Annotated in this window: 10 protein-coding genes and 1 pseudogene; 5 read left to right on the plus strand and 6 right to left on the minus strand. The window is 59.6% G+C overall.

The features are described 5' to 3' along the window. The first annotated feature begins 63 nt into the window (after window positions 1-63). Both ACYZT5_RS09725 and ACYZT5_RS09730 read left to right on the plus strand, forming a co-directional pair. Window positions 64-2,073 carry a type VI secretion system Vgr family protein gene (locus ACYZT5_RS09725; protein WP_462050901.1) on the plus strand — a complete coding sequence of 670 codons (2,010 nt, stop codon included), beginning with the start codon at window positions 64-66 and terminating at the stop codon, window positions 2,071-2,073. 12 nt (window positions 2,074-2,085) lie between these two features. Then, the gene (locus ACYZT5_RS09730; RefSeq protein ID WP_462050902.1) at window positions 2,086-2,628 is read left to right on the plus strand and encodes a toxin-antitoxin system YwqK family antitoxin; all 543 of its coding nucleotides are present in this window, start codon (window positions 2,086-2,088) and stop codon (window positions 2,626-2,628) included. A gap of 33 nt (window positions 2,629-2,661) precedes the next feature. On the opposite strand, the gene ACYZT5_RS09735 is transcribed toward ACYZT5_RS09730, so the two are convergent. After that, the gene (locus ACYZT5_RS09735) at window positions 2,662-3,057 is read right to left on the minus strand and encodes a DUF4280 domain-containing protein (RefSeq protein WP_462050903.1); all 396 of its coding nucleotides are present in this window, start codon (window positions 3,055-3,057) and stop codon (window positions 2,662-2,664) included. A 190-nt stretch (window positions 3,058-3,247) separates the two neighbouring features. On the opposite strand from ACYZT5_RS09735, the gene ACYZT5_RS09740 reads away from it, so the two are divergent. Both ACYZT5_RS09740 and ACYZT5_RS09745 read left to right on the plus strand, forming a co-directional pair. Then, window positions 3,248-4,315 (plus strand): phosphotransferase family protein, encoded by a 1,068-nt coding sequence (locus ACYZT5_RS09740; protein WP_462050904.1) that lies wholly within the window; start codon window positions 3,248-3,250, stop codon window positions 4,313-4,315. Window positions 4,316-4,348: 33 nt separating this feature from the next. Then, window positions 4,349-5,116 carry an SDR family oxidoreductase gene (locus tag ACYZT5_RS09745; protein WP_462050905.1) on the plus strand — a complete coding sequence of 256 codons (768 nt, stop codon included), beginning with the start codon at window positions 4,349-4,351 and terminating at the stop codon, window positions 5,114-5,116. A 46-nt stretch (window positions 5,117-5,162) separates the two neighbouring features. Here the strand turns inward: ACYZT5_RS09745 and ACYZT5_RS09750 are convergent, their stop codons facing one another. Beyond that, the gene (locus tag ACYZT5_RS09750; RefSeq protein WP_462050906.1) at window positions 5,163-6,494 is read right to left on the minus strand and encodes an IS4 family transposase; all 1,332 of its coding nucleotides are present in this window, start codon (window positions 6,492-6,494) and stop codon (window positions 5,163-5,165) included. Window positions 6,495-6,808: 314 nt separating this feature from the next. Between ACYZT5_RS09750 and ACYZT5_RS09755 the strand changes: the two genes are divergently transcribed. Next, the gene (locus ACYZT5_RS09755) at window positions 6,809-7,924 is read left to right on the plus strand and encodes a Gfo/Idh/MocA family protein (protein WP_462050907.1); all 1,116 of its coding nucleotides are present in this window, start codon (window positions 6,809-6,811) and stop codon (window positions 7,922-7,924) included. 410 nt (window positions 7,925-8,334) lie between these two features. Here ACYZT5_RS09755 and ACYZT5_RS09760 read toward each other — a convergent pair whose 3' ends face one another. The 4 genes and pseudogenes from ACYZT5_RS09760 to ACYZT5_RS09775 form a co-directional block, all read right to left on the minus strand. Beyond that, a complete protein-coding gene (locus tag ACYZT5_RS09760; protein WP_462050908.1) occupies window positions 8,335-8,583 on the minus strand; it encodes a DUF1652 domain-containing protein in 249 nt (82 codons plus the stop codon). A 130-nt stretch (window positions 8,584-8,713) separates the two neighbouring features. After that, the gene (locus ACYZT5_RS09765; RefSeq protein ID WP_462050909.1) at window positions 8,714-10,210 is read right to left on the minus strand and encodes a PAS domain S-box protein; all 1,497 of its coding nucleotides are present in this window, start codon (window positions 10,208-10,210) and stop codon (window positions 8,714-8,716) included. Window positions 10,211-10,455: 245 nt separating this feature from the next. Beyond that, a pseudogene (locus ACYZT5_RS09770) lies at window positions 10,456-10,671 on the minus strand (DUF6124 family protein); the annotation flags it as partial. A gap of 504 nt (window positions 10,672-11,175) precedes the next feature. After that, complete coding sequence (locus tag ACYZT5_RS09775; protein ID WP_462035260.1) at window positions 11,176-12,459, minus strand: Zn-dependent hydrolase; 1,284 nt, start codon at window positions 12,457-12,459, stop codon at window positions 11,176-11,178. Window positions 12,460-12,485 lie beyond the last annotated feature (26 nt).

A 12,485-nucleotide genomic window follows, 5' to 3' on the forward strand; every position in this document is an offset into this window, starting at 1 on the left:
CAAAAAACGCAGAGTTATTTTGAACAGCCGGCAAAACCGTTGACCATCACGTGAGGTTGCTTGATGCCACGCTCCACAGACAGCAACACAAGCCTCTCCCTCACGGCATCGTCTCTGTCGGCGCTTTACCCTGAGTCGCTGTCCGGTGAAGAAGCGCTCAACTCACTCGGCTCGCAAACTCTCAACGGCCTGAATGACGGCACTTCTCTCACCCTGACTAGCGCCGTCGCAACTCATGTCACCACCACCTTGCATAACGACGCCATGGTTCGCCCACTGGACGCACTGGTTGCCGAAATTCGCCAACTTCCCGCCGACGCCACCGCCGAGCGCTATCAACTTGTACTGCGTCCCTGGCTCTGGTGGTTGACCCTCGCCAGCAACAACCGCGTATTCCAGAATCTCTCCACCTCAGACATCGTCACCTCGATTTTCAAGGCCCACGGATTCACGGATTTCCTGTTGAAACTCACCGGCAGTTACACCCCGCGCGAATACTGCGTGCAGTACGGCGAAACCGATTTCGCCTTCGTCTCGCGACTGTTGGAAGAGGAAGGGATTTTCTGGTTTTTCACCCATGAAGACGGCAAGCACACGATGGTGCTGGGGGACAGCAACGACGCCTTCCCGCAGATTCCCAACGGGCCAAAAGTCACCTACCTCGGTCAGCAAATGGGTGAACGCGAACTGCATGGCATTCGCTCCGGCCAGGTGTGCATGCAAGCGGTCGCCGGGGTGTATCGAGCGACGGATTACGAGTTCACTACCCCGACCACTTCGCTCTACAGCCAGGCCGAAGCAGTGGCCGGGCCACGCTCGATGTACGAGCACCCCGGCGGTTACAACGCCAAGGCCCGCGGCGATGCGCTGACCAAGCAACGGGTAGACGGCTTGCGCAGTCAGGAGAAACGCTTCGTCGGTGAAAGCGATTGCCGCTGGCTGGTGCCGGGGCATTGGTTCACGCTGGCCGGTCACGATGACACGACCCTGAATATCGATTGGATCGTGACCTCGGTGACCCACGAGGCCAGCCACGACAATTATCGCAACCGCTTCGAGGCGATACCCAAAGCCACGCCGTTCCGCCCGGCGCGAACAACGCCAAAACCGCGAATGCACACCCAGACCGCCATCGTCGTCGGCAAATCCGGCGAAGAAATCTGGACCGACGAATACGGCCGGATCAAGTTGCAGTTCCCCTGGGACCGCGACGGCAAAAACGACGAAGCCAGTTCCTGTTGGGTGCGGGTGGTACTGCCCTGGAGCGGCAAGGGTTTTGGCATGCAATTCGTGCCACGCATCGGCCAGGAAGTGATCGTGACGTTTATCGATGGCGACCCCGATCGGCCGCTGGTGACCGGTTGCGTCTACAACGGTGACAACGCCCTGCCCTATGCGCTGCCGGCGAATCAGACCCAGTCCGGGATCAAGACCCAATCGTCCAAGGGCGGCGGCGGTTTCAACGAGTTGCGCTTCGAGGACAAGAAGGACGCCGAAGAGGTGTTTCTCCAGGCGCAGAAGGACTTCAAGATCAACGTGCTCAACGACACCACCGCCACCGTGGGCCACGATGAAACCCTGACGGTGCAGAACGCCCGCACCCGCACGGTGAAGGAAGGCGACGAGACCGTGACCCTGGAAAAAGGCAAGCGCAGCGTGACCATCCAGACCGGCAGCGACAACCTCGATGTGAAGGACAGTCGCACGGTGACCGTGGGCGCTGACCAGACCCACAGCACCGGGGGCAATTACACGCACAAGGTCACCGGTGATTACAGCCTGACCGTGGACGGCAACCTGACCATCAAGGTGACCGGCACCCTGACCCTGCAAAGCGGCGGCAGTTTTTCGATCAAGAGCGGCGCGGACCTGGCGGCCGAGGCCAGCACCTCGATCAGCCAGAAGGCCGGTACGTCCCTGAGCAATCAGGCCGGCACCTCGTTGGAGAACAAGGCCGGCACGACAATGACCAACGATGCCGGGATCAGCCTGACCAACAAGGGTGCCGCTTCGCAGACCGTGGATGGCGGCGGCATGCTGACCATCAAGGGTGGTCTGGTGCAGGTCAACTGACAAGGAGTACCCATGGCCATCACGCCGCTGGACTTGCAGCAGAACGATAAACAGCTCAAAGGTCGCTTGCTGGACGGCCAGCTCGACGGTGCATTGCACATCAAGGATGACGGGCGCGCGCAGGCAGAATTGCAGTACAGCCAGGGCGAGCTACAAGGCACTACCCTGCTCTTCCACCCCAATGGCAAGGTCTCGGCGCAGCTGCCGTTTGTCCGTGACAAGCTGCACGGGATCGCCAGTTTCTATGCGCCACAAGGCGGGCTGCAGCGCAAGGCGACTTACCACCGAGGGCTGCTGCATGGCGAGGCGTTCAATTACTTTCCCGATGGGCAACTGGCCGAGGCCGAGTTCTACCGTGATGGCGTGCGCGAGGGGCGGTATCAGCGCTTTCATCCCAACGGCAAACCGGCCGTGGAGGCGCGGTATCTCAACGGTCAATTGCTTGAACCTGAACAGGGCTTCGCCACCGATGGACGACCGCTGGACGCCGACGGCAAGCCTATGTCGAGAGTGCGTTGGTGGTTCAGGCGATGGACGGATCCTGCTCAGGCGTGACTGAAGATGCATTTCCTGTAGCAGTTCTTCAGATCAGGGAATCAGCATCTGCATTTGCCCCGGCATCACGATCTTGATGACGCCGGCCCAGTTGCACATCAGGGTGCTGTTGGCGTCGATGGCCGGCATGCCGCCCAGCAGCAGGGTCGGCGCGCCGCCGGGGATCCACGGGGCGGCGGTGGCGGGAATGCACGGCATCGGCGTCAGTACGCCAAGGGCGGCGGCAGTGGCGCCCGCGACCATCGGGTTGGCCATGCTCATGCACATGCCGAAAGGCATGACGTTCACCAGCGGGATGTGATCCATGATGTTGGCCGCCGGCATGCCTCCCGTCAGCGTGCGATTCACCGGCAGCACGTTGAGCACGGCCGGCGCCGCGCCGAAGCTGCATTGCAGGGTTGCGGTGGCACAGACTTGCGGACAGCCCATTTCAAACCTCCTTCCTGGAAGCACCGTATCCCCTGAACCATAGTCTGCCGGGCCTGGTTTCGCACATCAGGAACGCTGATTATCCAGCAACACGCTAACCTATAAGACCGTGCCGCGCTTGTGGCTCCCCCGGCGCACCATTAGATTAGCCAATGATGTCTGGCCTCCAAAATAAGCAGAAGGGATAAGCATGGCGCTTACTGACCAGTCCACCCGTATCCGCACCGGCGAAGAACTCGATGCCAGCCTGATCGATCCGTACCTCAAGGCCCACATTCCGGGCCTCAGTGGCTTACCGAAAATCAGCCAGTTTCCCGGCGGTGCGTCGAACCTCACCTACTTGCTGGAATACCCCGAGCAGGAGTTCGTCTTGCGTCGGCCGCCGTTCGGGCACAAGGCCAAGTCCGCTCATGACATGGGCCGCGAATTTCGCATCCTCAATCAGCTCCGGGACGGCTTTCCGTACTGCCCCAAAGCTTACGTGCACTGCACCGACGAATCGGTGATCGGCGCCGAGTTCTATGTGATGGAACGGGTCAACGGGATCATCCTGCGCTCCGAACTGCCACCGGAACTGGGTCTGGATTCGGCGCAAACTGAAGCGCTGTGCAAAAGCTTCATCGACAAGTTCGTTGAACTGCACCGGGTCGACTACAAGGCCTATGGCCTGGGCGACCTCGGCAAGCCCGAAGGTTATGTCGCGCGGCAGATTAAAGGCTGGAGCGAGCGCTATGAAAAAGCCCTGACCCCGGACGCGCCGAAGTGGGAGGCGGTCAAAGCCTGGCTCAACGATAAGATGCCTGCCGATCACCCGACGTCGAGCATCGTTCACAACGACTACCGCTTCGACAACGTGATCCTCGACCCGAACAACCCGATGCAGATCATCGGCGTGCTCGACTGGGAGCTGACGACCCTCGGCGATCCGCTGATGGATCTGGGAAACACCCTCGCCTACTGGATCGAAGCCGATGACCTGGCGCCGGTGCAACTGATGCGCCGCCAGCCGAGCCACGCGCCGGGCATGCTGACCCGCCGTGAGTTCGTCGATTACTACGCCGAGCGCTCAGGCATCCAGATCGACAACTTCGACTTCTACTACACCTACGGCCTGTTCCGCCTGGCCGGCATCGTGCAGCAGATCTACTACCGCTTCTTCCATGGTCAGACCCAGGACAAACGCTTCGCGCAGTTCATTCACATGAACAAACTGCTGGAGCAGATGAGCCTGCAGGTCATCCAGAAATCCAGCCTCTGATCAGCGCCTCTGGCCTCATAACAAGGAAAAACCATGTCCAAGACTCAGTTGTTCGACCTCGACGGCAAGATCGCTTTCGTCTCCGGCGCCAGCCGCGGCATCGGTGAAGCCATTGCCAAACTCCTGGCCCAGCAAGGCGCCCACGTCATCGTCTCGAGCCGCAAACTCGAGGGCTGCCAACACGTGGCCGACGCAATCATCGCCGCCGGCGGCAAAGCCACCGCCGTCGCATGCCACATCGGTGAAATGGAGCAGATCAGTCAGGTCTTCGCCGGCATCAAGGAACAGTTCGGGCGCCTGGACATCCTGGTCAATAACGCCGCGACCAACCCGCAGTTCTGCAACGTACTGGACACCGACCTCAGCGCCTTCCAGAAAACCGTCGACGTGAACATCCGCGGCTACTTCTTCATGTCGGTGGAAGCCGGCAAGCTGATGCGCGAAAACGGCGGCGGCAGCATCATCAACGTTGCTTCGATCAACGGCATCTCGCCGGGGATTTTCCAGGGTATCTACTCGGTGACCAAGGCTGCGGTCATCAACATGACCAAAGTCTTCGCCAAGGAATGTGCGCAGTTCGGTATCCGCTGCAACGCCCTGCTGCCAGGCCTGACCGACACCAAGTTTGCTTCGGCGCTGGTGAAGAACGAGGCTATCTTGAACACCGCATTGCAGCAGATTCCGCTCAAGCGCGTGGCGGATCCGAGTGAAATGGCGGGTGCGGTGTTGTACCTGGCGAGTGATGCTTCGAGCTACACCACTGGGGTTTCGTTGAATGTGGATGGGGGGTTCCTGTCCTGATCCGATTTACCGGATGAACAAAAGGCAGCCTTAGGGCTAATGCCAGTCAGTTAAGCTGACTGGCATTTTTATTTTTGATCGGATACTTCGGGGATTTGAGCCTAATAGCCCGAGGATAAATGCGTTCCTCCCGCCGATGAGGCAGGACGTAATGCATGGCTGAGGCATGAAGCTCGGCCAGGTACTTGGGGATGTTCCCGGAACGGTCGGCGGAGACGCTGTTGATAAACCCGAGAATCGCCCAGGTGCACGCGCTAAAGCTCATTTCGCATGGGTAAATTCCTGGACAGTGACGACTCATTTCCACCATCTGATAGCGCAACAAGTTGTAGCCCAGCAGTACTCCCCACAGCTCCTGCTCGATCATCTCCGGCGTCTTGCTGCGCAGCGTGTAACTGCTGTTGAGCAAAGTCTGTTTCATCTCCCGAAATCCTAATTCGATCTCCCATCGCTGGCTGTACAGGTCGACGATTTCGTCGGGCGGAAAGCGCAGCGGATCGGCCATCGACGTCAGGATCTGACACACCTTGCCCTTGACCGTTTTGCTCAGGAGCCGCGCGGTCAGGCGCTCCGGCAGCCCCGGCCATTGCTTGCGGGCCTGCGGCGAAGTGCTTAATGAGACAACCGCATCCTGGCGCCCCAAACGCTGAAGCACTTCGTACTGCGAGCCTTTTTTCAGCGGCATCAGCCAGTGACGCTCGATCCCTGCCTGCTGCCATTGATGCAGTAAACCTAACGAATAAAAACCACGATCAAACAGCGTCAGCGAGTGATCAGGGGTGGTTTCGATCAACTGCTCCGCCAGTTTCATCTCGTTGCTGCGATAGCCGTCAAACGCACTGCCGATGAGCAAATGGCTGGTCAACTCCATTTGGCAGACCATGCGTACCTGAGGAAAACCGGTGTCGCCATGCTGGTTGCTGGCGGAGTCGTAACGCGCACGGTTTTCCAGCGTATCGGGCGTTCGCCAGACAACGCCATCGACCCCCAGTAAACGCAAACCGGCCCAAGTTGGATGAGAGGCCGCTTCATGCCAACTTTTCTGAGTCAGATGGAAGACTTGTCGTACAGCCTCGCTGCCCAATCTCTGACGGGCTTGAACCACGGCGCTGGGTGCCACCAGCGGGCGCTGGCCCGGCAGCATGATATTCATGCGGCTGACCACATCCCACGCCGACATGCGCCGAAAGAACGCCATGGAGATCACGCACCAAAGCATCATTTCCAACGGCAAGCGCCGCTTGCGCAGGGTCGCTACGCCTGCCTGTTCAAGTGCTTGCTCGACCAAAGAAGGGTCGAGCAAGGAGTCCAATCCCTCGATTGAGTTTGGAGTGGAGACGATGGTGTGGGTCAGTTCCAGTGCCCGAGCGAGACGCATAAAAAAATCCGATGCCAGTACAGGCATCGGATTTTGATTTCTTGCGGCCAAAGGTCAAGCGAAAGGGCTTAACTGATCGGCATTAGCCTTAGGGCTGCCTTTTTGTTTGTTATCGATCGTTCCCACGCTCTGCGTGGGAATGCCTCAATGGACGCTCTGCGTCCGCTTTTGGGACGCGGAGCGTCCCTGGCTGCATTCCCACGCAGAGCGTGGGAACGATCACGCGCGAGAACTTATTTTCTATTATTTGCAATAAGTGAATTTTTATTCCATAAATAGCCCTCCTGAAAATAAAATCCAAAAGGACCCCGGCTATGCGCGAACTCGGTATCGGACTCATCGGCACAGGTTTCATGGGCCGCGCCCATGCCTTGGCGTTTCGCAACGTCAGCGCGGTTTTCGAACTGCCCCTCAAGCTTAAACTTGCCGCCCTGGCCGACGCCGATCCGCAGCGTGCCCGCCACTGCGCCGATGCCTGGGGTTTCGACACTGCTCATAGCGACTGGCAGCAATTGATCGATGACCCCAAGGTCAATCTGATCGCTATCACCACGCCCAATCACCTGCACTACCCCATGGTCATGGCCGCCCTCGCCGCCGGCAAACCGGTGTATTGCGAAAAACCGTTGGCGGTGAATCTGGAACAGGCCGACGCCATGCGCCTGGCGGCCAAAGCGGCGGGTGTGGTGACGCGGGTGGGTTACAACTATCAGCACAACCCGATGATCGGGCTCGCCCGGGAGCTGATTGAAAACGGCGACTTGGGCCAGATCATCAGTTTTCAGGGTGAATTCAGCGAAGACTTCATGGCCGATCCTGCATCACCCTGGTCCTGGCGTTGCGATGCCGATCATGCCGGCGGCGCACTGGCCGATCTGGGCAGTCACTTGTTGGCCATGGCCCGTTATCTGCTGGGCTATGTCGAGGCAGTGAGTGCCGATACTCAAACCGTGCACCGGCAACGTCCCGCCACGGCTGGCAGCCCGGAACAAAGCAGTATTGCCGTCGACGATCAGGTTCACGCCTTGCTGCGGTTTGCTAACGGCGCCCGGGGTACGTTCAGCAGCAGTTGGCTCAAGCACGGCTACAAGAATCACCTGAGCTTTGAAATCAGCGGCACCCAAGGGACGCTGGCGTTCGACCAGGAACGCTTGAATGAACTGCGTCTGTATCGCGCCGGGCAGGATGGCTTCCAACGCTTGCTGGCCGGGCCGAACCTGCCGGGTTATGCGGCGTTCAGCCCGGCCGCTGGGCATCAGCTCGGCTACAACGAACTCAAGACACTGGAGGTCCATGATCTGGTGATGGCGTTGGCCGGGGTCGGCCAGGGCGGAACGGATTTCGAGCAGGCGTGGGAAGTCGAACGTCTGGCGACGGCGATCCGGTTGGCAGCGCGGGAGTCGCGGTGGGTCAGGATCGAGGAAATCTGAGCGAAACGCGGGTGAAACCCGCCAGCAGCACAGCGCCGCTGGCGGTACAACATGAGCAGAAGGCTTACTGAGTGACGCAACGAGTGAGCGTCGTTTCCCGGGTCACCTGCCCCTCAGCCCTCATATCGCCTTGCACATCGGTGTTTTCGGTGGTCTGGCAAGTGCGTACAGGAGGTGGAGGCGGCGCGGCGGGAGGTGGCGGCGGAGGACTGGCACACCCCCCCAGAATCGCGACGCAGAGTGCAAACGACAGTGGAGCAAAAACGCGTTTCCCAAGACTGTTCATAGGTTGACCCGCGGTAAGTGATCGACATATTTCCGCGACCCAACACCCTCACCGCGAACACGCGGACCGGTCACAGAAAAAATACTTTCGTATTCCTTCGACCGCCAGCAAAACCCGACAGTTCCTAGGAAATCTCGGGACGATGCATCGTATTGCTCTCAAGCTCATAACGCAGCTCTTCGATCAATGCCGCCACCGCTTCCGGCGTTCTAAGGTTGCCCACGCTCAACCCACTGACCACCAGATCCACCTGCCCCGACACGGGATGATAGAGCTTCACCGTCAATGAATTATCACCCGTAACACTGCAGTCACAGGCCAACGGCGAAAAACTCCGCTCCAGTTGCATACGCAATTGCGCCACATAAATCATCCTGCGGTTCCTGTAGCTGTATTCGAAAGGGACGCGATACCCGAAGACCTGTATCGCACCCTCACAGCCTAAGAACTGCCGCCCCCGTCCAGAACATCAATTTGCACCCCTTCGAGTAGTGCATTTGCACCTAACGCTGGGCCTTGGGCCGCCACTCGCTTGAGAACAAACCGCGTTCGCGAGCCCAGACAATCGCCTCGCTACGACTGTGCACATCAAGCTTGGAATACACCGTCGACACATGGTTGCGCACTGTGTTGGGCGCGAGCTTCAGCCGCGCGGCGATTTCCTTGTCGGCCAGGCCCTCGCAGATCAGCCCTAGCACATCGCGTTCACGGGCAGTCAGGTCGGTGAAAGACACGCTAGGTAACTGCGGCGAGTTGACGTTCTTCACGTTGGCGAGCTTCTCGATGAGCGTGCGGCTGAACCAGGAGGCGTCTTTCATCACCTCTTCGATCGCCGACACCAACTCCAGCTCCGTACGTTTACGCTCGGTGATGTCCATAAACACCAGCAGGTAGCAGGGGTTGTCCTGAATGTTCACGGTGTCGGCCGAGACCGCGCAATCGATCAGCTGGGCGCCTTTCTTGCGTACCCGGACATCGACACGATCCACACTTCCGGTTTTTTCCAGGGCCGCAAAAAGTCGCGTGCGAGCGCCTGTGTCATCGATAAATTCGATCTGCGCCACAGTCTTGCCGAGCACTTCTTCACTGGGATACGCGAGCGTATCGAGGAAAGCTTCATTGACGTCCATCACCACCTGATCGCCGGCGTTACACACCAGGATCGGCACCGGAGTCAGACGAAAAGCCTTGGCGAACCGTTCCTCGCTCTGACGCAGGGCGACTTCGGCCTTATGCCGGGGCTCGATGTCCACGAAGGAAAACAGCATGCAGGCTTCGTCGTTCAGCTCAAGGGGCTGGCCGGCGACGATCACTTGTTTGCTGCCACCTTCTGGCAACTGCAGCTGGGCCTGCATTTGCGGAATAGTCGCCCCTTCGCGCAAACGCTGTTTGGCCAAGTCTTTGTTTTCGGCCCCATCCAGTATGTCCAGTTCATAGGTGGAACTGCCGATCACCTGATCACGGGCATAGCCGGTCATCTCCAGGAAGCCCGGGTTGACTTTGATGTAGCGCAAATCGCTGAGGCGACAGATCACCGCCGGGGCCGGGTTGGCATTGAAGGTTTTTTCGAAACGCTGCTCGGCGCTGGCCCACTCCGTGACATCGTTCATGATCAGCACCAGCAACTCCGGCTCGCCCGCGCTGTCGGCCAGTACCATGCTGCGCACACTGTGGACCCAGGTGCGCTCTTCGTCTTCGACCGGTGTCAATTCAACCAGCACATCGCTGAAGGTCTCGCCTCGGGCGACGCGGCTGATCGGATAATTGTCGGCCTGAACCGGATGATTATTGCGATAACGCAAGGCGAAGCGCTTGGCATACTCCTTGGCATTCGCTCCCAGCTCGCTGAGCTGATCGACCCCGTGCATGACCAACGCGGCGTCATTGGCCCAGAGGAGGGTCTGGTCGAGCTCCACCAGAATCACCCCATCGGACAAGCCGGCGATAATCTGCTGCAACTGACGGCGATTGGTTTCAGTGGTCAGGACGTCCTGGCTCATTGGATCTCCACGCGTGCGGCGACGCGTTCGCGCGCCGCCCTGTGAAGATTACGACCGCAGGGGGTTGGGATAGTGCAGCAAACATCCCTACACCACGCGCTCCTACGGGTCTTCACCCGTTCGATCGTTCCCACGCTCTGCGTGGGAATGCCTCAAGGGACGCTCCGCGTTCCAGCTTTCGAAAGGGACGCAGAGCGTCCCGGGCTGCATTCCCACGCAGAGCGTGGGAACGATCAGTGCGCCTGTCAGCCCTGCGGATCAATAGTGTCCAGCGCCCGATTCACCGCCAGTTCGCCCAGCATGATGATCTGCGCAATACCTAACAGGGAATTGCGACTCGGCCCCTCCATGTGATCCGCCAGGTCCATGGTCATGACATTGGCCGGGGCCAGCGACTCGCAAGCGTGGGCCAGCAAGGTTTCGGTATCGAGTTCCGGGTTGACGATGAACAGGGTGCCGGGGGATTGGGTGTGGCTTTGAACATGGTGAATCTCCTACATAAAGTGGAGCCACCATGACCTGTCGCTAAACAAGTAAGGGTGGCGGCTGAACGCAGGTTAGCGAACCGGTTGTAGGCACCCGGCAGACCCGAGGGTCTCCCGCGCACAGCCGCCATAACGCAAATTGCAGACATAAAAAGCATGCAATGCAGCTTGGAGCGTTTGTGCGTCTACATAGGAGTCGCTAAACCCGGTCACTGAACATTCAGCGACCCGGAGACGATAAAGACCAGGCACGAGGCGCACAAGCCGGCGGATTCTGGCGTAGTTGTAGGCAATGGCGCAAGGTGACGTAGCCTCGCATTCCCCGTGTAGGAACCGTCAATAGCAACAAGATTTTTCGATGATTGCGGCTCGAATTGTCAGGAGAACTGACCAAAACAATCCTTGGTAAGTGAGGCATGCCAATAGATCAAAAAAAGATCGTCCGAACGCGGCCCGAGCCTTCGGACGATTTTTTGATCTTCAGGCCGCCAATTGACCACTGGCAATCGCCGCCGACGCCGCCAGCATCGCCCGCAACAACACCGCACACCCGGCCGCCAGATCATCCGGCGCAGCGTTTTCGATTTCGTTGTGGCTGATGCCGCCTTCGCACGGCACGAAGATCATCCCGGCCGGGCCGAGTTCGGCGAGGAAGATTGCGTCGTGCCCTGCTCCGCTGACGATGTCCATGTGCGACAGGCCCAGCCCTTGGGCGGCGCCGCGGACCGCTTCGACACAGCCTTTGTCGAAGTACAGCGGCGGGAAGTCGGCGGTAGGTGTGAGTTCGAAGGTCAGGCCGTGTTCTTCGCAGGTGGTTTCGATCACCTCGCGGACTTCGGCAATCATCGAGTCCAGGCGCGCCGGTTCCAGATGACGGAAGTCCAGGGTCATGCGCACTTCGCCGGGAATGACGTTGCGTGAGCCGGGATAGGCTTGCAGGCAACCGACGGTGCCGCAGGCGTGGGGCTGATGGCCGAGGGCCGCGCGATTGACCGCACCGACGATCACCGAGGCGCCGACCAGGGCGTCCTTGCGCAGGTGCATCGGCGTCGGGCCCGCGTGGGCTTCTACGCCGCGCAGTTTCAAGTCGAACCATTTCTGGCCGAGGGCACCCATCACTACGCCGATGGTTTTGTGTTCGTCTTCGAGGATCGGGCCTTGTTCAATATGCGCCTCGAAATAGGCGCCGACGGCATGACCACTGACGTTGCGCTCGCCGGCATAGCCAATGGCGTTCAAGGCTTCACCGACGGTGACGCCTTCAGCATCGACCTTGGCCAGGGTTTCTTCGAGGGTGAATTTTTCTGCGAATACACCGGAGCCCATCATGCACGGGGCGAAGCGTGAGCCTTCTTCGTTGGTCCAGACCACCACTTCCAGCGGCGCTTCGGTTTCCACGCCCAGGTCATTGAGGGTGCGCAGCACTTCGACGCCGGCCAGGACGCCGAAGCAGCCGTCGAACTTGCCACCGGTGGGTTGGGTGTCGATGTGGCTGCCGGTCATCACCGGTGGCAGGTTCGGGTTACGGCCGGGGCGACGGGCGAAGATGTTGCCGACGGCGTCGATGCTGACGGTGCAACCGGCCTCCTCGCACCAGTTCACGAAAATGTCCCGGGCCTGGCGGTCGAGGTCGGTCAGGGCCAGGCGACAGACGCCGCCCTTGACCGTGGCGCCGAGCTTGGCCAGGTCCATGAGCGACTGCCACAAGCGGTCGCGGTTGATGTGCTGATGGGTGGACTGCAGAACGTCTACGGCAGCGTTCATGATGATCTCCTCAGTTCTTCTTCTGA

The organism is Pseudomonas sp. LB3P14, assembly GCF_054898045.1.

Bases quoted from the DNA above. Each gene is read 5' to 3' on its own strand.
- ACYZT5_RS09725 (WP_462050901.1), top strand. From the start codon at position 64: ATGCCACGCTCCACAGACAGCAACACAAGCCTCTCCCTCACGGCATCG.
- ACYZT5_RS09730 (WP_462050902.1), top strand. From the start codon at position 2,086: ATGGCCATCACGCCGCTGGACTTGCAGCAGAACGATAAACAGCTCAAA.
- ACYZT5_RS09735 (WP_462050903.1), bottom strand. From the start codon at position 3,057: ATGGGCTGTCCGCAAGTCTGTGCCACCGCAACCCTGCAATGCAGCTTC.
- ACYZT5_RS09740 (WP_462050904.1), top strand. From the start codon at position 3,248: ATGGCGCTTACTGACCAGTCCACCCGTATCCGCACCGGCGAAGAACTC.
- ACYZT5_RS09745 (WP_462050905.1), top strand. From the start codon at position 4,349: ATGTCCAAGACTCAGTTGTTCGACCTCGACGGCAAGATCGCTTTCGTC.
- ACYZT5_RS09750 (WP_462050906.1), bottom strand. From the start codon at position 6,494: ATGCGTCTCGCTCGGGCACTGGAACTGACCCACACCATCGTCTCCACT.
- ACYZT5_RS09755 (WP_462050907.1), top strand. From the start codon at position 6,809: ATGCGCGAACTCGGTATCGGACTCATCGGCACAGGTTTCATGGGCCGC.
- ACYZT5_RS09760 (WP_462050908.1), bottom strand. From the start codon at position 8,583: ATGATTTATGTGGCGCAATTGCGTATGCAACTGGAGCGGAGTTTTTCG.
- ACYZT5_RS09765 (WP_462050909.1), bottom strand. From the start codon at position 10,210: ATGAGCCAGGACGTCCTGACCACTGAAACCAATCGCCGTCAGTTGCAG.
- ACYZT5_RS09775 (WP_462035260.1), bottom strand. From the start codon at position 12,459: ATGAACGCTGCCGTAGACGTTCTGCAGTCCACCCATCAGCACATCAAC.